The sequence below is a fragment of the Streptomyces sp. CB02058 genome (assembly GCF_001905505.1).
GTDB lineage: Bacteria > Actinomycetota > Actinomycetes > Streptomycetales > Streptomycetaceae > Streptomyces.
Map to the genome: position 1 here is coordinate 12,773 of NZ_LIPG01000001.1, position 18,713 is coordinate 31,485.

An 18,713-nucleotide genomic window follows, 5' to 3' on the forward strand; every position below is an offset into this window, starting at 1 on the left:
TGCGACGCGACGCGCTGAGGGTGTCAGGGTGCCGGCGTTCCGAGGGCGGAGGTTCGCGGCTCGGCGGAAGTGCCGGGTTCCTGCCGCGGGATGTCCGTGCCTGCGGAGAGCTCCGGCGACGAAACCGCCGACGGACCCGCCGGCGGGGGGTGCGGTGAGCGGAAGGTGAAGGCCCCGGGGCCTTCACCTTCCGCGCGGATCAGAGCGATACGGTCCATCGCCTCGGCCATGCTCGGGCGGTGTCCTGCCGGGACCCACCACATGGCGTGGTGGAACTCGGCGAGACGCTCGAACCATTCCCGTCGGCGCGCCAGCACCTTGAGATGCGCGCTGCGGTACGTGAAGTCCTGCAGTGCTTCGACCGACTCCCAGACCGAGCAGTTGATCAGCAGCATGCGGTCGTCGGCCTCGGGGCGGAGGTCCGTCGAGTCCGCCCCGCCGTCGTCGACCATGCGCCAGACGAAGCCGGGGGCCTGGTCGGCGACGGCGTTGATCTCCGGGAGCTGCGCGACGAAGTCGGACAGCTGGGGGGTGTCGAGCGGGGCGAGGATGCGCCCCACGTTGACCTGGGCGAGGTGGAAGTCGTTCACGAGGGCAAGCATGCCCGGATGAACACTCTAAAGTCAAAGATTTTTATTTTTACAAATCTCCAGGAGCCTCCAGGGCGACACAGCACCCGTGCGGAAGCGGGTCCATCTCCGCGCTCCACCCCTGTGCGTCCGGCAGGCCGGCCAGCAGACCCTGGATCCTGGCCAGATTCATCCCGCAGATCAGGGCGGGGAACTGATCGGCCAGCGCATGGAACGGACAGTTGTTGAGCCGCAGTCTCGCGTCGTCCCGGAACGGCTCGTAGCCCCGTGCCCGCAGCGCCTCCACCGGATCGGTCCCGCCGTCCGGCGCGCCGCCGTCCGACTCTCCGGCCGCGCGTGCCGCTGTCTGCAGGGCCTCGTCGAGCCCGGCCTGCTCCACCACCTCGGCGAGGAGCCGGCTCACCGAGTCGTAGGAGCGGGGCGGCACCGAGACCGTGTGCTCCCCCTCGGCCCGCCGGTACATCTTTGAGGGCCGTCCCGCCCCCGGTCCGCTGCGCCCCGAAAGCCGCTTGAAGGACACCTCCAGGAGTCCGGCGTCGACCAGCTTGTCCAGGTGGAACGCGGCCAGTGAGCGGGAGATCCCGGCTGCCTCGGCCGCCGCGTCCCGTCCCGTCTCGCCCGGTGTCCCGGTGACGTGCCGGTACAGTCCGCGTCGCACCGGATCGCCCAGCACGCCCAACGTGTCGAGGGTGGAATCCTCACTGCTGTTCATGGTGACGATTCTATGACCAGCGACCATTGGTGTTTCTGGGTGCCGGTGGCCGCCCCGGGACCGGCGGTCCCGTCAGGACTTCTCGGTCAGGGTCGCCGTGAAGCTCCGGCCGTAGGCGTGGTGGGTGGTGACGTCGAGGCGGGTGCCGCCGGGGACGGGGCGGACACGGACCCCGGTGTCGGCCGAGACGCGCCGCAGCGGCCTGCCGTGGAGGGTGACCGATACGGTGCGCCGCTCCGTCGTCGGGTCGGACACCGCGACGGCGTACGTGCCGTCCGGGTTCCGGCGCAGCAGGACGGAGGCCGGGCCGTCGATCGTGAACCGGCCCGCCCGATGGGTTCCGGGGGCGAAGGCGTTCGCGGCGATGATGCCGAGCTGTCCGTGTGCTGCGGCCTGGAGGCGGACCGTGTTGGAGAGCACGGAGAGAGGGCCGTCGGCGTAGGAGGCCAGGTGCTGTGCGGAGGCGTTCGGGACGAGGGCGTGGGCCATGGAGGCGGGCCGCTCCCCGGCGGCGTGCTCGTAGGACAGGGTGAAGAGTTGCTTGGTCACGGGTGTGTCCGCGTTGGCGAGGCGTACGAGCCTGCGGCTGCGGGTGACCGTGTCCAGCGAGACGACCGGCGGCGGACCGGACAGGAAGACGTAGCCGACCGCGCTCCCGCGGCTCTCGTCGGCGTACCGCAGCCAGGCCGGCGCGCCCGGCCCGGACCCGTCCCAGGGGGACCCGTCGCGCAGGGCGCCCGTGAGGGTGACCGGGGCGGACGGGTCCGCGACGCGGCTGTCGACCGTGGTGGTCGCGGCGCGGCCCGCCAGGCCGGTCACTCCGGCGGAGAGCACGAGGATCTCGTCGTCGAACATGAACCACGACCGGGTGGCACGCGCGGCCCGGTAGGCGACGAAGCCCTCGGGCAGCGTGCCCTTCTGCTGGGCGGCGTAGGCGGCGTCGTCGGACAGTACGAGGCCGGTCAGGCCGTAAGCGCCGAGGCGGGCGCCGCCGGAGAACGCGTTCGTCGCGCGCGGGAAGTAGACGTACGTGTTCTGCGACTCGGAGGACGAGGTGAAGCCGCGCTCCGGGTTGTCGTACCAGAGGGTGCCGTAGAGCTCGGGGACGGTGCGGCGGGCCTCCACGGGGGCGGTGACCCCCGCGAGACGGTGCGGAGGGACGACGGTGAGGTGGTCGAGGCCGAACTCCTCCCGCTGGTCGGTCCCGGAGAGGTAGAGGTGGTGGGCGCCGCTTCCCTGGAACCACGGCATCAGGTTCTCGCCGCTCATGTATTCGTAGGCGCTGACGCGTGTGGAACTGCGGGCCAGGGCGAACGCGTAGCCGGGCCGGCGGTGGACGGTCCGGTCCATGGCGTTGAACGCGGCGTGCGCGGCGGTGGGGCAGAGGTCCTTCGCGGGTACGGGGGAGTCCAGGAGGTCGGTGTGGCGGGCGATGCTGACCGGGGAGACGAAGGAGGCCGGATCGAGGCTCGCCTTCGAGGTCTCCTGGACGTACTTGACGTAAGCCGTGAGCGCCTCGGCGTCGCTTCCGGTCACGTGTGCGGAGAGATCGACGACCGCTTCCACCACGGCGGTGACGTCCGTGTACCCGGTGCCGGGCCGTGAGACCGCGCGTCCCTTGACGACCTCCATCATCCAGCCCTCGAAGATCAGCGGGGCGAAGCCGCCGGTGACCCAGCCCAGCACGACCCCGGCGAGAGTGCCGGGGGACACGTAACCGGTGCCGTCGAGCAGCTTGACGGTCTGGACGATCCGGGTGAGCAGCCCTTTGCCGTAGGAGCCGGTGTACGCGACCGAGGCGTGCTGGACGAAGGACCCGTCGGCGTAGAAGCCGTCGGTGACCCCGTGTTGCGGCCGGTAGGGGTCGACCGTCGCGAAGACGGTCAGCTGGTCGGCGAGGGCCTTGGTGATGCGGGCCTCGTCGCCGAGCAGGGCGCCCTGGAGGATGCGGTTGGTCGTGATGTCGGCGAGATTGGCGCCGGTGTGGAAGCGCGAGTCGAGGTCGACGTCGCCGTCCTTGCCGTTGCGGAGGTAGGCGTCCATGGACGCGATATAGGTCGCGGTGAGGTCCGGGCGGTACGCCGCGACGTCGTCCTGGAGGAGGACCAGGGTCTTGGTCACGTAGGACGGGATCCCGATCTCCCAGTGGAACCAGTTGCCGTAGTAGCCCTTCGCCTGGTCGCCGAACCAGACGTTGTGGAGCCGGACGAGCCCGTCGAGGACCCGGCGCCGGACCGCGGCTGGGTTGTCCGTGCCGTGGATGCGGGTGGCGAGGGCGATCTCGTAGAGGTACTGGTACGTCGTGCTCAGGTTCGGGTCGCTGGTGCCGAGGGGTACGCCCTCGAAGAGCTCGTCCGGCCCGGCGCCGTCCATCGCGGTGAGCCGCGCCCGCGCGGTCGCCCGCAGTGAGGCGAGTTTCGGGGCGACCTCGGGGCGGGCGTTGGATTCGGCGGTGCCGGCGAAGACGGCGACGGTGTTGGTGAGCAGGGCGCCCGGGTCTCTGTCCGAGGAGCTGGGCGACGCCTGGGGTGTGCCGGGATCACGCCCGGGAGCGGCCTCCGCCCGCAGGGTCCGGGACAGTGCCCAGAGCGTGGCGGCGGGGATCACGGACAAGGCGGAACGACGCGAGAACTTCACCATGACGCTCCAAAGTCCGTTCCGTGAGCGCTTGTTCTCCGGCCGCCAGCCAAGCAACGGCCTCCGGGCGATGTCAACGGCCCGGACCGTTGACAGTGTGCTGGGTCTTTCGGACGGCACACCGACGTCGGCACAATGGGCGCGTGGACTTGGTCACTGTCGTGCTTCCCGTGGGCGCCACGCTGGTGGTCGCGATCATGGGCTATCTCCAGTGGCGACGCAGCGAGCGGCGCCAAGCCGTGAACGAGACGGCCCTCCGGGAACTGGCGCAGGCGGATCGGCGCAGTGCCGCCCGAGGACGGTACGACCAGCAGCGGCTCCAGGCCCTTCAGGAGCTGCTCGAACAGCTCCGCGAGCTTGAGATCCAGTCACGCTGGAACGCGGGGGGACGAGACCTGCGGGCCGAGGTGCCGAAGATCAACGCCTTTCTGATCAAGCGCGGCGAGGTACTGGAGGACGAAGAGCGCCAACTGGCGCGGCAGTTCCTGGCCGGGCTGACGTGGATCGACCAGCACCAAGCCGAGGACCGGCTCCGGTGGGACGAGCGGCGGGAACGGGAACGCGCGGCGCACGGCGTCGATATCGGGCCGTACGAGAGCTCCTGGGAGAGCACGGAAGGCCTGGACTGGGTTCCGGAGGCCAACGAGGCCGCGCAGAAGTGGATGTCCGCGCGGGACGCACTGGAGGAACGGCTTCGTCAGGCGCTCCAGGGCTTGTGAGCGACCGGCGTACGGGGCCGAGGCGTCGGGCCGCCGCCCGGTCGGAAGGCCGGTCCGGGACCCGGCCGCTGGGCAGGACGTCAGCTGGCGTCGATGTCCGCGAAGTGGTCGAATTCGCCGGCCACGACACCCTTGGCGAACGCTTCCCACTTCTCCACGGTGGTGGTCACCACCGTGCCGGGGTCGCCGGTCTCACGGAGGTGTACGAGCCCTCCGGGGCCGGACGCCATCTCGATCCAGGGCCCGGGGCCCTGCGCGTCGTCGGGGGCGGCGCGGGTCCACGTGAGGTCGTCGGGGGTATCAGCCACGGTCGTGGGTTTCCTTGACGGCGCGGATGAGGGCGGCCCAGGCGGACGGGCTGGTCCGGAGTATCGCGCCGGTGGGGTCGCTGCTCTCGGTGAGGGCGACGGAGCCGTGGTCGGCGGCGATGTGTACACACGAGTTGCCTTGAGCGCAGTAGGACGACTTCTGCCAAGCGAGTACGGACATCTTGGATCCCTCACAGATTCCGGGCGATGGTGTGGATGAAGTCGCGTGATGGAGCGGGCGCGAGTGCGATGGCCTCGATCCGGCTCAGCAGCACGCGATACTTCTGCAACTGGGTCTCCGCGTCCAGGAAAACAGGGCCGTGCGACTGGTCCAGGTTGACACTGTCGAGCTGCGGTACGGAGCCGTGGATGTAGTAGATCGACTGTCCCGAACCGGCGAAGGCTCCGGCGGAGAACGGGATCACCTGAAGCACGACATGAGCGTGGTCACTCATCTCCACGAGGTGGTCCAGCTGCTGGCGGGCCACCTTCGGTCCACCGAACTGCATGCGCAGAGCAGCCTCATGGATGACAACGTGCTGGGAGGTCGGCGGATCACGGAAGAGAACCGCCTGCCGCTTGATGCGGAACGAGATGCGGTGCTCGATGTCGGGCGGGGACAGTTCGGGCGCGTCCTGGCGGAAGATCTCACGCGCATGCTCCGGGGTCTGAAGAAGACCGGGGATGTGGACGGTGACCGAGGTGCGCAGCCGCCCTGCATGGTGCTCGATCTCGGCGAGATCAAGCAGAGGCGCCGGCAGGATCTCCCGGTACTCCTCCCACCATCCGCGTGTGCGGTCGGAAGTCATGTCGCAGAGCGCGTTGACGACCCCCTCGTCCGCGCAGCGGTAATGGCCGACCAGCGTACGGACCCTTTCCGGGCTCACGCCTACGCGGCCGGCTTCCATGTTGCTGATCTGATTCTGCTTCACGCCCAGCAGCTGGCCGGCCTGTGTCGCTGTGAGGCCGGCGCGCTCGCGGAGCTTCCGCAGTTCACTGCCGAGGCGTAGCTGGCGGCCTGTCGGGTTGGCTCTCACCGGTCGGTTCGCCTCCTTGAACGCCTCATCACCCACATGAGTGGTAGTTCATGCATTACACGGCTTTCGGTTAATACATTAGCCACAGCTGGCTACCTTGGATCCCAGGCCACCCACCCGGAAGTACCCCGCTCGACGGAGCGGCCTCGTCACCGGGCCATGCGACACGCACACCTCAACTACCCCTCCGTGAACGGAGACTTCCATGCCTCTGGCCACCGTAACGCCGCCCTGGGCGTACACCCTCCAACTTCCGCAGGATCCCCGTGGGCCCGGGATCGCCCGGGCAACCCTTCGTACCGTGCTGACGGTGCACGGGATGCGGGATCTCATCGACACCGCCGAACTGCTGGCGAGCGAACTGGTCACCAACGCCTACCGGCACTCCTCGGGCTCGTACTCGCTCCGGCTGTGCGGGGCGGGGCGCAATCGGGTGCGGGTCGGGGTGTGGGACTCCAGCCCGGAGATCCCGGATCCGTTCGGCCGGGGCGGGACTCCGTCCCCGCCTGCGGTTCTCGCGGAGCGCGGGCGGGGACTGCACCTTGTGCGGGAGTACGCGGACAGCTGGGGCGCGTACCTGATCCGGGGCGGTCCGCCGGGGCAGGGTGGCAAGGTGCTGTGGGTCGAATGCGCCTGGAAACCGGAGTGTCTGTGGGACGGCCCGACGTGACACACGGCGGGGGACGAGGGACTCGCGCCGGGCGCGCAGGACCCCCGCCCCCCTGTCCGGCTGGGCAGGATCAGCCGGCGTACTGGGCTTCGAAGGCGCGGAAGGACCGCTCCTGGCGCAGTTCCAGGCCGGCCTTCGGGCTCCGCTCGGCGAAGCGGGCGCAGCGCGCCGATTCCAGGACGCGGCACTCCTGGACCGGGCGGAAGCCCTGGCGCACGGGGTCCGGCTGCCACAGGCTGCGGCCCGGCAGGAAGGAGTACTCCAGGGACGCCCGGGAGAGGTCCTTCAGCTCGGTGTAGCCGAGGTCGTAGGTGCGGGCGGCGCGGCTGTACTCCTGGCCGATGTCACCGCGTGAGACCCCGGGGTCATCGGTCGACAGCACGACCGGGACGCCGTACTTCCGGTAGACCGGGAACGGGTGCTCGTCGCCCTCGACCTGGAGGATCTGCGCGTTGCTGGTGAGAGGCACCTCGACGGCGATCTGGCGTCGGGCCATGTCCCGGGCGAGGCGGCGCCAGTCGTCCTCGTGCACGAGGTCGACGCCGTGGCCGATGCGTTCTGCCTGGCCGGTGCGTACGGCGTCGTCGATGTGGAAGGTGAGGTCCTCGGGCTTCACCAGACCGGGGACGAGCTCGCCCGCGTGCAGGGTGATGTGGGCGCGCGGGTAGACCCCGTGGAGGTAGTTCAGCATGCGCATGTGCAGGCGGTAGTCCCGCAGCGAGATCTCGCCGTCCTCCGGCTGGACCAGGTTCACGGCCACGAAGCGCGGGTCCCGCTCGGCGAGCCTCAGACCGAGCGCGATCTGGGTGAAGACGCGTTCGGGGGTGCTGTTGCGGGAGACCTGGGAAATCCAGCGGTAGGTGATCCGGCAGGCGGGGGCCGGTCGTGCACTCGCGCAGCGCGCCGTCTCACGGAACTCCGTGTTCGCCGAGTCCGCCGTCCGGCCGGCCTCGGCGACCAGCTGGTCCAGCCTGTCACCGGCGAGCAGCTTGCGGTGCAGGGCGGCCAGGTCGGCGTCCCAGCCGACCTCGTCCGCCAGCTTCCTGGCCCCCGAGGACGCGGGGGTGACCATGGTCTCCAGGTACGACTGGTTCTGCGCCGCCGCGGTGCCCGCCACGTCGGCCAGCATCTTCCCGGTGTGCCAGGTCGCGCGGCCGAACTTCCCGAACGTGGCGAAGAAGTGGTCGTGCCCCGACTCGCCCTGCGGGAAGTCCTGCATGGACCAGGCCCGGATGATCTCCTGCCGGAACGCGGCGTCCGTGCTGGCGTCGGCGGCCGGCCGTGTGCCCGCGGCGCAGGGCGGCTCGACGGCGGTCATCGTGGCGTCGATGCATAGCCCGTCCTCGGCGGCGAGCTGGATGAGGTACTCCGTCCGTACCGCACCGGAGAGGTGATTGTGCAGGTCACCTCCCTTGGGCAGATCACGGAAGAAGCGGGCCGTCGAGCCCGGGTGCGCCTTCAGCCAGGCGGCGGTGCGGGCCTCTGCGGCGGTCGTCGGGCGGGGCGTGGGCGGTGCGGCGGATGCGGCACCGGCCGATGCGGCGGGCAGCGAGGTGGCGAGGGCGGTCGCGGCGAGCCCTGCGGCGATCAGCAACCGGCGGGTGCGCGAGGAGCGAAGTGCGGAATTCACGATCACGTTCTGCATGATCACGAGACGAGGGCCGTGTCACGCCGGGCCGCTCGGACAGTGCCCGATAAACCATCCGTCCGAGGGACAGGGACCCTCTCAGGCGCGGAGTTCCGGCGGGAATCCGGTCCACCGGAGGTCCGGGGGGAGGTGGCTCAAGTCGTTGACCATGACCAGGGCGGCAGGTCTGCCGGGGGTGTAACGGATGACGGTGAGCGCGGCGTTGGCGTGGTTGAGGCCGAGCCAGCGCCAGGCGGGCGCGTCGAGGGCGTCCCGTACCAGCCAGGCGGCCAGGAACGCGTGGGTGACGACGAGTTCGTGGCGTGGTTCGTCCCCGTCGACGGGTCCCGTGAACCGTGCCAGGGCGGTGCGCGCAAGCTCCGGGCCGCGGGTGCGATCACCGTCCAGGGCCTGCTCGACGAAGGCGTTCAGCCGGTCCGCCGAGCCCTCCGGTAGTTCCTGCGGCCCTGGGACGTACGGGACGTAGTCGCCGGCGGGCTCCTCGGCCCGCAGGGGTATGCCCGGGCGCAGCTGCTCGTGGATCAGCCGTGCGGTCTGCGCGGCGCGGGGGAGCGGGCCGTGGTGGACGGCCGAGAGGGGAGTGTCCCGGAGCCGCTCGCCGAGCAGAGCCGCCTGGAGGCGTCCGCGCTCGGTCAGTTCGGTCTCGTCGGCCGATGCCTCGGCGTGGCGGGCGACGTAGAGGTAGCGCGTGGCTGATGCGGTCATGGGGCCTCTTTCGGCAGGTCGTACGGATGCCCGTGTGGACGATGCGGTCCTCCGGCCGGTTCCACGTCGCGCGTTCGGGTGATCTCGTGGCGATCCGGGCCCTGCGGGTACGGGGGTCCGGTCGCCGGAGGCGGATGTGCCCGGCGTGTCGCGTACGTCTCGTTTGGCACAGTGCCGCTCCGTGATCGATGAACGGGGTGAGCGGGCATGGCCGTGGTGCGCAGGCTGAGTGATCTGGCCGGGCCGTCGGGCGGGGGTGACCGCGGGCAAGGGCTGAAGCACAGTGACGGCCCGTGGCTGCGGGCCGCCGGCGGCGCGGACGAACTGGTGGCCCACCTGGGTCCGGTGCGCGGCGAGTTGGCGGCTGCGCACGAAGGGCTGACGGTGGGCGCGGGCCGGCTGAGCGCCCTCGCGGAACTCGCGGCCGTACGGGAGTCCTGGGAGCGGCGCATCCAGGCCGCGCAGGGCGAGTGCGGAAGCCTCGCGGGCAGGCTGCGGGCCGTGGCGCGGGCCCAGGGTGCCACGAACGAGGCCGTGCGTTCCTCGTTCGCCCCGGTGGCGGAGCCCGCTCCGGGCGGTGGGGCGCGGTGACGTCCACGCTGACCTGGGCGCAGTTACGCGACCTGAAGTGCGCCGAGCTGGAGGGCGCGGCGGACGGGTGGGGGAAGTCGAGCAACCGTGCCGACGCGGCGCGGGACCGCATCGAGCAACAGCTGCTGACGGGCCTCCGGGGCTCCCAGGAGGGCGAGGCCGCCCAGGCTGCGGTCGCACGGCTGCGGCAGCTGGGGCGGAACTTCCAGTACGTGTACACCGAGTGCGGGCTCCTCCGTACGACGCTGAACTCCCTGGCCCACGAGCTGAAGGCCCAGCAGCGGCTGCTGCGGGAGGCATTGGACGACGCGGCCTCGCTGAAGTTCACGGTGCACGCCGACGGATCGGTGACCTATCCGGCGGCGGGCGAGGGCCTCGTCGACGGCACGCCGCTGAAGGGCGGCACGGCGTCCTCGACCGCGCCGGCGGGTCTGCTGCCGCCCTCGGGCCTGACCGCACCGAACCCCAACGCGGCGAAGGCGCAGGACATCGCGGACCGGGTGACGGGGGCGGTGCGCACGGCGGGCGAGATCGACTGGCGGTACGCGGGGATCCTGCGCCGGCTGAAGGCGGAGGAAGGGCTGAAGGTCCCGGACTCCACCTGGAAGGACGCGGCGGGCGACGCGGCGGAGGTCCGGGACGCGGCGCGCACGTACCTGAAGAACGCCGTCCCGCACGACGCGACGCCTGCGGAGCGGCGTGACTGGTGGGCGGGGCTGACCCAGGAACACCGCGAGGAGTACCTCGCGGTGTACCCGGACCAGATCGGCAACCTGGACGGGATCCCGGCCTTGGTCCGCGACGCGGCGAACCGGGACAACCTGCAATTGCTGATCGGGAAGCTGGAGGGGCGGGACGACGAGAAGTCGATCACGCAGTTGGCGGGGTTGCGGGAGATCGACCGGCAGTTGGGGGCGGCGCCCAAGCCTGGGGAGCCGCCGATGTTCCTGCTGGGCATCAGTGATGAGGGGAATGGGCGGGCGATTGTTTCGTACGGCAATCCCGATACGGCGAGGAATGTTGCGACGTATGTTCCGGGGCTCGGCACGTCCTTGGATGAAGATTTCGCGAAGAACGACTTGAAGCGAGCACTGGATACAGCGAAGGGGGCTCGCTATCACGATCCTTCTAGTGCTGCAATCGCCTGGCTTGGCTACGACGCGCCCCAGGCCGTGGATGGACTTAGCAGCTTTGCTGTCGCTGGTGAAGGACGAGCGGTGGAAGGAGGCAAGCTACTGAACGGGTTCACAGGTGGACTGGCTGCAACGAACGAGAACGAAAATCCCCACCTCACTGCCATTGGGCATTCGTATGGATCGCGAACCGTTGGTGCAGCAACGCAGCAGGGTGACGGCCTACCTGGAGTTGACGACATCATTTTGGTGGGCAGCCCCGGCGTTGGTGTCGATCGAGCCGAGGATCTCGGAGTGGGCAGGCAGCACGTCTTCGTTGGAGCCGCAGAAAATGATCCAGTGACGAAATTGCCATCGAAGCAGCAGGCGGCTGTCGGTGCGTGGGCGGCGACGGCAGGTCCGTTGGCTTACGTCGCGGGGGACATCGCAGATCGGGGTGACGATGACCTCTGGTTTGGGAAGGACCCGGCGAGCGAGGCTTTCGGTGCCAGGCGTTTCCATGTCGATGACGGACCGGGGCTCGTTGGGGCCGACGGAATCTCCTTCGGGGCGCATTCTCAATATTTTGACCCCAAGAGGGATGCGGCGTCAGCTCATAATATCTCGTTGATTACTGCGGGACGTTCAGGCAAAATCAATACCCAGGAGTATCGATGATGCGCAGAACTGTCAGTTTTACCCTCGCGATGACCATCGTGGGTTCGCTTGCAGGATGCGCGAGTGATATTTCCCCCCTGGGTGAGGGAGAGGGATCCGACATGAATATGCAGCAGGCTGCGAATCGGGCGGATGAGATCCTAGACGGCGTCCTAGGGAGAATTGATCCCGAGGTGAAATGGACGCATGATACGACCAGTGTCGGCAGCTGCGACGTAACCAGAAGGCGCGCGGTCATGACGATCGTCTCCGCAGAACGCCGAGGCAACTTCCTGGGTGTGGTCGATCGTTTCTGGCGCAAGAGCGGGTACCGGATGAAGTCCATCAACAATGATCCGGATGTTCCGGCGATCTTCGCCCAGACAAAGGACGGCTTCGGCGTCAGCCTGATCGTAGGCGGCGAAGGGCAAGTGTTCTTCGAGGTCGACACCCCCTGCGTGGAGGAGTCCGAGGTCGCCGAGTCCACCACCCAGGCCACCGCGCCCACCTACGACGGCCAGGAGTACATCCCCCGCCCCAACATCCGCTCTCCCTTCTGGTCCGTCGGCGCCCCCTGACCCCGCGCGACCGCCCCTGACGCCCCCTCATGCCCCCATCCACCCGTACACACCAGCGAATCGCGACGTGAACCGCGCCCGAATGGGGGATGGTTGGGGTGTGCGGAAATACTGGGTGTTCGTCGGCGGTGGGATCGGGCTGGGCCTGTGCTTCATCGCCCTGCTCCTCGTCGGTACGTACTCCGCCGCCGCCGGGATCGCCGGGGCGAGTGGGGCCGTCGGGCTGGTCAAGGGGGCCGTGCCCGCGCGGTATCAGCCGCTCGTGGAGAAGTGGGGCAATCTCTGCCCGGCCATCAACCCCGCACTGCTGGCCGCGCAGTTGTACCAGGAGAGCGGCTGGAACCCCCGCGCCCAGAGCCACGCCGCCGCGCAGGGCATCGCGCAGTTCATCCCCGGGACCTGGGCCTCCCACGGGATCGACGGGGACAACGACGGGGACCGGGACGTCTGGGATCCGGCCGACGCGATCCCGTCCGCCGCGTCGTACGACTGCGAGCTCGCCGGGTACGTCAAGAAGGTGCCGGGCGATGCGACCGACAACATGCTCGCCGCGTACAACGCGGGTGCCTACCGGGTGATCCGGGCCGGCGGGGTCCCCGCGATCAGCGAGACGCAGAACTACGTGAAGATCATCCGCTCCCTGGAGAAGAGCTTCGCCAAGCCCGTCGGCCGGGTGCAGCCCTCGCAGCAGGCCGCCGGGGCCATCTACTTCGCGCAGAAGAAGCTCGGTACGCCGTATCTCTGGGGTGGGAACGGGACCGCCGAGCAGGGCGGCCGGTTCGACTGTTCCGGGCTGACGCAGGCCGCGTACCGGACGGTGGACATCGAACTGCCCCGGGTCGCGAACGACCAGTACAACGCGGGGCCGCACCCCTCGCGGGACGAGCTGCTCCCCGGGGACCTGGTGTTCTTCTCGGACGACCTGAACAACTCGCGGGCCATCCGGCACGTGGGCCTCTACGTCGGGGGCGGCTACATGATCAACGCTCCGTTCACCGGGGCGGTGATCCGGTTCGACAAGATCGACACCCCTGACTACTTCGGTGCGACCAGGGTCACGAAGGACGGGGCGGCGGCACTTCCGACCGAGCTTCCGGAGAGCTGACAGCGAGTCAGCCATGGCCGGAACTCTCCGTGAAGCCCGGGCCCTGAGCTGCGACGATGAGTCACTCTTCGATAACGTCATGGTGATCATTCGGTGGAGAACGGAACGTACGCAGCGCGTGGGCCGTTCCCTGGACTGGGACAGGCTGCGCACGTGACCAGGCGTGACTGTCCAGAGCGGTCCGGCGTGACGGCATGATGGCGTCGCGCGGGCACTGAATCCGCACCGACCACGGGGGTCAGACCAAGGCGACGCACGCCGTTGTGCGTCGCAGCAGCAGCAGACAAGGCAAGGGGCCGCGGCAGATGGCTGGACTCGCACTCGAAGGGTCGAACCCCGACGTCAGCCTGCTCTATGACATCAATGGGCTGGCGAAGGCCGCTCCGACCTGGTTCGACCGGGTCATGGAGTTCGTCGGTGAGTACGGGATCATGCTCGGCATGGTCCTGGCGGTCCTGTGGTGCTGGTGGAGCGTGCGCAGGCGTGGGACGACCGAGGACTCGGTGACGGCGGTCGCCGGGCTCGTGTGGGCGCCTCTGGCCGCCGGGATCGCGCTGCTGATCAACATCCCGATCCGGGGCTTCGTGGAGCGTCCGCGCCCGTTCAACGACCACCAGGGGCTCGAGGTCCTGGTGGCGGGCAAGACCGACTACTCCTTCGTGAGCGACCACGCCACGATGGCGATGGCGATCGCCGTGGGGCTGTTCGTGGCCAACAGGAAGTTCGGGCTGTTCGCGATCGGGCTGGCTCTCCTGGAGGGCTTCTGCCGGGTCTACATGGGCGTGCACTACCCCACCGACGTGATCGGCGGCTTCGCGCTCGGCACGGCCGTGGCCCTGCTGCTCGCCCCGCTCGCGATGATGCTGCTGACGCCGCTGGTGGGGGCCGTGGCCCGCGCCGGAACGGTCGGCCGGCTCGTCCGTTCGGGCAAGGCGGACACCGCGGCCGACGGGTGGGACGAGTCGCGCGGGATTCCCGAGCCGCGCCCGGGTTCCGGCCGCGGCGCCGCACCCGGCGAGAAGGACCTCGCCGCGTAGCCGGAGCGCTTCGACGACGTGAGGGGGTGTCCCGAAGGGGGCACCCCCTCACGCGTCCCCGGCACCCCTGGGGCGTCCCCGGGGCCCGGGCTCACGCGTGTCCCGCGCCCGGGGGCTCACGTGTGCAGGGCTCAGCCGATCCCGGGCTCTCGCGTTGTCCGGGCCCCGGTCTCCCGCGCGCCCCGGGAGAACGGCCGAGTTTGCTGAGAATGGCTGAGATCGATCGTTCCGGGGCCGCCGTCCCCGTGACGGGGCATCATGTCCGGTGAGCCGGGGGTGGTGTGGGTGGCAGGTCGGCGGCCGTCGCGGCAGGAAGTCAATCGGCGGCGTGAGCGTACGGGGTTCGTGGGGCGCCGCAACGAGCTCGCGGTGTTCCGGGAGACCTTCGCGAGGGACCCGGAGGAGGCCGACTTCCCGTTCCTGTTCCATGTGCGGGGCAACGGAGGCGTGGGCAAGTCCACCCTGGTGCGTCAGTGGGAGGCCGCGGCGCGGGAGCAGACCTCCTGCGTCACGGCGTTCGTGGGCGACGACGTGCACGACGCGGTCGAGGCGATGGAGGCCGTCAGCGTCCGGCTGGGCCGGCAGGGGCACCCGCTGAAGAGGTTCGACAAGCAGTTGGCGACGTACCGGCAGCGCCGGCACCAGGCCGAGGGCAGTGTCCCGGCCTCGCAGCCCGCGCCCGGTGAGCCGGGGGCGGCGGAGCCCGGGCCGTCACCGGCCGGTACGGTCGCGGCCCAGGTGGCGCTGGCCGGGCTGGGTGGGCTGGTTCCCGGGGCCGGGGCGTTGGTCGGGGCCATCGATCCGCAGCAGGTGGCGCTCGGCGCGGACCGGGTGCGGGCAATGCTGAACACCCGTCTGCGCAGCCATGACGACGTGCACCTGGTGATGAATCCGCTCGCCGGTCTCGCCCCCGCCTTCCTCGACGACCTGACGGATGTCGCGGACCGCTGCGAGCGGGTGGTGCTGATCTTCGACGTGTACGAGAGGACCGGTCCGGTTCTCGACGCCTGGCTGCGGACCATTGCCTTCGGGGACGAGTACGGCAGCCTGCCCGTCAATGTGCAGATCGTGCTCTCAGGGCAGCTGCGTCTGGACACCAGGGTCTGGGGCGACTGCATGGGCCAGGTCACCGAGGTCTCCCTCGACGTCTTCTCCGAGGAGGAGGCGCGCACGCTGCTCGCCACCCACGGGGTCACCGACGAGGCCGGCATCGAGCTGGTGCTGCGGCTGTCGGGGAGGCTGCCGCTGCTGGTGGACATGCTGGCCCGGAGCGATCCGGGGAGGAACGCGGGCATCGGCGATCCGTCCGAGACCGCGGTCGAGAGGTTCCTGAAGTGGGAGCCGGACGAGGAGCGGCGCGAGGCGGCGCTCGCCTGCGCTCTTCCGCTGCTGGTCGACGAGGACGTCTACCGCGCGGTCGTCCCGGAGGCGGCGGGCGGGAGTTACGCCTGGCTGCGCGGCCTGGCCTTCGTCTCTCCCCAGGACGGCCGCTGCCGGTACCACGACGTCGTACGCGCCGCGATGCTGCGGCTCCAGCGGACCCGGTCGCCCGCCCGGTGGCAGGAGGCGCACCTCCGCCTGGCCGAGCTGTTCGGGCGGTGGCGCCTGGCGATGGAGGCGGACATCGGTGGTGACTCCGACGACCGCTGGGGCGATGCCGCCTGGCGGGAGCACCGGCTGAACGAGACCTATCACCGGCTGTGCGCGAATCCTCGTACCGCCCTGCCCGACGCGCTCCGCCAGAGCGCCCACGCCGTCGGTCTCGACGTGGCCACGCTGCGCCGTTGGGCGCAGATCCTCGGCGGCGCGGGCGTCGACACCGACTCGGAGGTCCTCGTCTCCTGGGGCCGCCGCCTGGAGGCCGCCGCGGAGCAGGAGACGCCGGGTGTGGCCGCGCTCAGCATGCTGCTGCGCGCACCCGAACTGGACACGGCGGGGAGGGCGTTGGCGTACACCATCCGGGCCGAGGAGCACCGGGACGTGGGTGACGACGAGAAGGCGCTGCAGGACTGCGTGGAGGCCGTCGCCCTCACGCCGGACGATGCCCGCCCCCATGCGGGGCTCGGGGAGACCTACCGCGTCCTCGGCCGCCACGAGGAAGCGGTCGCCGCCTGCTCCCGTGCGGTGGAGATCGAGCCTCGCCACGCGCTGGCGTACGGCAGCCGGGGTGACGCCTACCGGAATCTGGGGCGCCACGACGAGGCGTTCGCGGATTTCGCCCGTGCGATCGAGATCGATCCGCTGTACGCCTGGGCGTTCGCCAGCCGGGCGCGGGTCCACGAGGCGCTGGGCTCACACGAGGAAGCCCTGGCCGACTACACCCGCGCCATCGAGATCGATCCCCGCTACGGGTGGGCGCTCGGCAGCCGGGCGTGGCTCTTCGAGCGGATGGGCAGGCACGAGGACGCGCTGGCGGATTTCGCCCGTGCGATCGAGATCGATCCGGTGTACGCCTGGGCGTTCGCCAGCCGGGCGCGGGTGTACGAGGAGATGGGCCGGCACGGGGACGCCCTCGCGGATTTCTCCCGTGCCATCGAGCTCGACCCGCAGTACGCCTGGGCGCATGTCGGCCGGGCGCGGGTGTACGAGGAGATGGGGAGGCGGGACGAGGCGTTCGCGGATTTCGCCCGTGCGATCGAGATCGATCCTGTCTACGCCTGGGCGCACGGAAGAAGGGCGCAGACGTACGAGGCCATGGGACGGCACGGGGACGCCCTGGCGGACTACTCCCGTGCCATCGAGCTCGACCCGCAGTACATGTGGGCTCTGGGCTGCAGGGGCGAGATGTACGAGCGGCTCGGCCGCCGGGAGGAAGCCCTGGCCGATCTCACCGCGGCCGCCGAGCTCGACCCGCGCTCCGACTGGATCCTGAACTCCCGCACCCGGGTGCTTCTGTCGCTGGGCAGGCACGAGGAGGCCCTCGCCGACTCCGTCCTGGCACTGGAGGTCGATCCGGAGGACAGCTGGAACCACTTCTTCCATGGCCTCGCTCTGCGCGCGGCGGGGTCCCGTCCGGAGGGGGAGGCGAGCCTCGGGCGCGCCATGAGCATCTTCACCGCTGCCGCGACGGGAGACCGCGAAGCGGTCGCGGACGCGTACGGCGGCATGGTCGTGGTCCACTGCGTCCTGCTCGACGGGGACGGGGCCGTCGCCCGGTGCGACGAGCTCCTCGCGCTCTCGCCCGGCGAGAAGCCGGTCAGGGAGAGGATCGAAGAGCTCGAGCTGCTCGGCAGGATCCTGCCGGAGGCGCGGCCGTGCTTCGAGCGGGCGACGCGGCGGCTGCGGGACGGCCTCTAGGGCCTCCCGAGGTGCTCCTGTGCGTCGGTGCGCGCCCGGTCGCGGGAGCGTCTGGCCGGGCCCGACCAGCCGCAGACACAGCGGGCCAGACAGAACGAACCCCGTTCGACGGTGGTGGTGCTGTGCGCCGGAACGGGGTTGTGGACCGATGGGTCCGGGAGGTCCTGATACACGCCTCAACGGTACTGGGAACTCCGTCCGGTGGCCCGGGAGTGGGCCGATCGGCTTCCGTACGGCCCCCCGTGGCGTGACGAGGCGCCCCGGCCGTCGTTAGGCGAGGCGGGCGGGAGCTCGGTCAGGTGTACGTCGTTGGGGGTTGGCAGGCGATGGTGGTGCGGCAGCACAGGTGCGGAGGCGGGGCACTGGCTGTGTGCGCCCTGGCCGTCGCCGGCGTGATGACGGTGGGTACGGGATGCTCGGGCGCGGGCGGCGCGGCCGGTGACGGGGCGGGTGAGCGCGCCGCCGCCCGGGAGGGCCCGGCGGGCAGTCCCGCCGCCGTGGTCAGGGGTGCCGCCGAGGGGCTGGCCGGTGCGGGCAGCGCCGAGACGCGTACGTCGATGGAGACCGCGGCGGGCGGGACCCGGGTGACGATCCGGGGCGAGGGGGCGTACGACTTCCGCAGACAGCTGGGCCGGATCAAGGTCGTCCTGCCCAAGGACGCGGCGGGGGCCGACGAGCACCGGCCGATCACGGAGCTGCTGGCGCCCGGGGCGCTCTACATGAAGAACCGCGGGGCCGGGGTGCCCGACGACAAGTGGGTGCGGATCGACACGACGACCCTGGAGGACGGCAATCTCGTCACCGGCGGTGTGACCGATCCGACGGCCGCGGCCGAGCTGCTGCTCGGGGCGGAGAAGGTGGCGTACGTGGGGCGGACGGAGCTGGCCGGGGTGGCGGTCCGGCACTACCGGGGGACGGCGGACATCGGGCGGGCGGCGCGGGCGGCCTCGCCTTCCTCGCGGGCGGCGCTCACCGCCGCGGCGAAAGGGTTCAGCACGGACACGGTGCCCTTCGACGCCTATCTGGACGACGAGGGCCTGCTGCGCAAGGTGCGCCACCGTTTCACCTTCGCGACCGAGGGCCCGGGGGTGCCGGTGGTGTCGACGATGCTGCTCTACGGCTTCGGGGTGCCGGTCTCCGTGGCGCTGCCGCCCGAGGCGGACCTCTACACGGGCCAGGTCCAGCAGGGGCACGGTGGCCCGGAAACGCCGTAGGGGGGAGGCCGAAATGGTCCGTCCGTGCCATGCGCGGTCCGTACCACGGTCCCTACGCTAGGGAGTCGGTGCGCCAGGAGTCGGCGACAGCAGAGA

17 protein-coding genes are annotated in these 18,713 nt (G+C 70.4%); 9 read left to right on the forward strand and 8 right to left on the reverse strand.

From position 1 onward, the window contains the following. Positions 1–23: 23 nt before the first annotated feature. From AMK10_RS00065 to AMK10_RS00075, 3 genes are all read right to left on the reverse strand, one after another. Complete coding sequence (locus tag AMK10_RS00065) at positions 24–590, reverse strand: DUF3291 domain-containing protein (RefSeq protein WP_073745889.1); 567 nt, start codon at positions 588–590, stop codon at positions 24–26. Between the two features lie 49 nt (positions 591–639). Further along, entirely contained in the window at positions 640–1,302 is a 663-nt protein-coding gene (locus AMK10_RS00070) for a helix-turn-helix transcriptional regulator (RefSeq protein ID WP_073743478.1), read from the reverse strand. Between the two features lie 72 nt (positions 1,303–1,374). Next, positions 1,375–3,939 (reverse strand): polysaccharide lyase family 8 super-sandwich domain-containing protein, encoded by a 2,565-nt coding sequence (locus AMK10_RS00075; protein ID WP_073745891.1) that lies wholly within the window; start codon positions 3,937–3,939, stop codon positions 1,375–1,377. 143 nt (positions 3,940–4,082) lie between these two features. On the opposite strand from AMK10_RS00075, the gene AMK10_RS00080 reads away from it, so the two are divergent. Further along, entirely contained in the window at positions 4,083–4,658 is a 576-nt protein-coding gene (locus AMK10_RS00080; RefSeq protein WP_073743479.1) for a hypothetical protein, read from the forward strand. Positions 4,659–4,738: 80 nt separating this feature from the next. Here AMK10_RS00080 and AMK10_RS00085 read toward each other — a convergent pair whose 3' ends face one another. The 3 genes from AMK10_RS00085 to AMK10_RS00095 are packed head-to-tail and all read right to left on the reverse strand — an operon-like array spanning position 4,739 to position 6,003. Further along, a complete protein-coding gene (locus AMK10_RS00085) occupies positions 4,739–4,966 on the reverse strand; it encodes a DUF397 domain-containing protein (RefSeq protein ID WP_073743480.1) in 228 nt (75 codons plus the stop codon). Then, on the reverse strand, positions 4,959–5,147 hold the full coding sequence (locus AMK10_RS00090; protein WP_073743481.1) for a DUF397 domain-containing protein: 189 nt from the start codon (positions 5,145–5,147) through the stop codon (positions 4,959–4,961). Before AMK10_RS00090 ends, AMK10_RS00085 begins: the two co-directional genes overlap by 8 nt. A 10-nt stretch (positions 5,148–5,157) precedes the next feature. Continuing rightward, complete coding sequence (locus tag AMK10_RS00095) at positions 5,158–6,003, reverse strand: helix-turn-helix domain-containing protein (RefSeq protein ID WP_073745893.1); 846 nt, start codon at positions 6,001–6,003, stop codon at positions 5,158–5,160. A 205-nt stretch (positions 6,004–6,208) separates the two neighbouring features. Between AMK10_RS00095 and AMK10_RS00100 the strand changes: the two genes are divergently transcribed. Then, positions 6,209–6,673, forward strand: a complete 465-nt coding sequence (locus AMK10_RS00100; RefSeq protein WP_073743482.1) for an ATP-binding protein — start codon at positions 6,209–6,211, stop codon at positions 6,671–6,673. Positions 6,674–6,743: 70 nt separating this feature from the next. Here AMK10_RS00100 and AMK10_RS00105 read toward each other — a convergent pair whose 3' ends face one another. Both AMK10_RS00105 and AMK10_RS00110 read right to left on the reverse strand, forming a co-directional pair. After that, positions 6,744–8,318, reverse strand: coding sequence for an adenosine deaminase family protein (locus tag AMK10_RS00105; protein WP_079180628.1), 1,575 nt, complete (start codon positions 8,316–8,318; stop codon positions 6,744–6,746). Positions 8,319–8,399: 81 nt separating this feature from the next. Further along, positions 8,400–9,026, reverse strand: coding sequence for a histidine phosphatase family protein (locus AMK10_RS00110; RefSeq protein ID WP_073743483.1), 627 nt, complete (start codon positions 9,024–9,026; stop codon positions 8,400–8,402). 207 nt (positions 9,027–9,233) lie between these two features. Here AMK10_RS00110 and AMK10_RS00115 point away from each other — a divergent pair, with 207 nt between their 5' ends. The 7 genes from AMK10_RS00115 to AMK10_RS00145 all read left to right on the forward strand — a co-directional run bounded on the left by AMK10_RS00115 (position 9,234) and on the right by AMK10_RS00145 (position 18,617). Next, positions 9,234–9,617, forward strand: coding sequence for a hypothetical protein (locus AMK10_RS00115; protein ID WP_073743484.1), 384 nt, complete (start codon positions 9,234–9,236; stop codon positions 9,615–9,617). Next, positions 9,614–11,407 carry an alpha/beta hydrolase gene (locus tag AMK10_RS00120; RefSeq protein WP_073743485.1) on the forward strand — a complete coding sequence of 598 codons (1,794 nt, stop codon included), beginning with the start codon at positions 9,614–9,616 and terminating at the stop codon, positions 11,405–11,407. The genes AMK10_RS00115 and AMK10_RS00120 overlap by 4 nt, the downstream gene beginning before the upstream one ends. Then, positions 11,404–11,964, forward strand: a complete 561-nt coding sequence (locus AMK10_RS38650) for a hypothetical protein (RefSeq protein ID WP_382564986.1) — start codon at positions 11,404–11,406, stop codon at positions 11,962–11,964. Before AMK10_RS00120 ends, AMK10_RS38650 begins: the two co-directional genes overlap by 4 nt. Positions 11,965–12,079: 115 nt before the next feature. Then, positions 12,080–13,069, forward strand: coding sequence for a bifunctional lytic transglycosylase/C40 family peptidase (locus AMK10_RS00130; RefSeq protein WP_073743486.1), 990 nt, complete (start codon positions 12,080–12,082; stop codon positions 13,067–13,069). A 305-nt stretch (positions 13,070–13,374) separates the two neighbouring features. Further along, a complete protein-coding gene (locus tag AMK10_RS00135; RefSeq protein WP_073743487.1) occupies positions 13,375–14,106 on the forward strand; it encodes a phosphatase PAP2 family protein in 732 nt (243 codons plus the stop codon). Between the two features lie 345 nt (positions 14,107–14,451). Further along, the gene (locus AMK10_RS00140; protein WP_079180581.1) at positions 14,452–17,403 is read left to right on the forward strand and encodes a tetratricopeptide repeat protein; all 2,952 of its coding nucleotides are present in this window, start codon (positions 14,452–14,454) and stop codon (positions 17,401–17,403) included. 326 nt (positions 17,404–17,729) lie between these two features. Then, positions 17,730–18,617, forward strand: a complete 888-nt coding sequence (locus AMK10_RS00145; protein ID WP_073743488.1) for a hypothetical protein — start codon at positions 17,730–17,732, stop codon at positions 18,615–18,617. Positions 18,618–18,713: the final 96 nt, after the last annotated feature.

What these genes read in the sequence shown, in the direction of transcription:
- AMK10_RS00070 (WP_073743478.1), bottom strand. Translation starts at nt 1,302, where the DNA reads ATGAACAGCAGTGAGGATTCCACCCTCGACACGTTGGGCGTGCTGGGC.
- AMK10_RS00090 (WP_073743481.1), bottom strand. Translation starts at nt 5,147, where the DNA reads ATGTCCGTACTCGCTTGGCAGAAGTCGTCCTACTGCGCTCAAGGCAAC.
- AMK10_RS00100 (WP_073743482.1), top strand. Translation starts at nt 6,209, where the DNA reads ATGCCTCTGGCCACCGTAACGCCGCCCTGGGCGTACACCCTCCAACTT.
- AMK10_RS00105 (WP_079180628.1), bottom strand. Translation starts at nt 8,318, where the DNA reads ATGCAGAACGTGATCGTGAATTCCGCACTTCGCTCCTCGCGCACCCGC.
- AMK10_RS00110 (WP_073743483.1), bottom strand. Translation starts at nt 9,026, where the DNA reads ATGACCGCATCAGCCACGCGCTACCTCTACGTCGCCCGCCACGCCGAG.
- AMK10_RS00115 (WP_073743484.1), top strand. Translation starts at nt 9,234, where the DNA reads ATGGCCGTGGTGCGCAGGCTGAGTGATCTGGCCGGGCCGTCGGGCGGG.
- AMK10_RS38650 (WP_382564986.1), top strand. Translation starts at nt 11,404, where the DNA reads ATGATGCGCAGAACTGTCAGTTTTACCCTCGCGATGACCATCGTGGGT.
- AMK10_RS00135 (WP_073743487.1), top strand. Translation starts at nt 13,375, where the DNA reads ATGGCTGGACTCGCACTCGAAGGGTCGAACCCCGACGTCAGCCTGCTC.
- AMK10_RS00145 (WP_073743488.1), top strand. Translation starts at nt 17,730, where the DNA reads ATGGTGGTGCGGCAGCACAGGTGCGGAGGCGGGGCACTGGCTGTGTGC.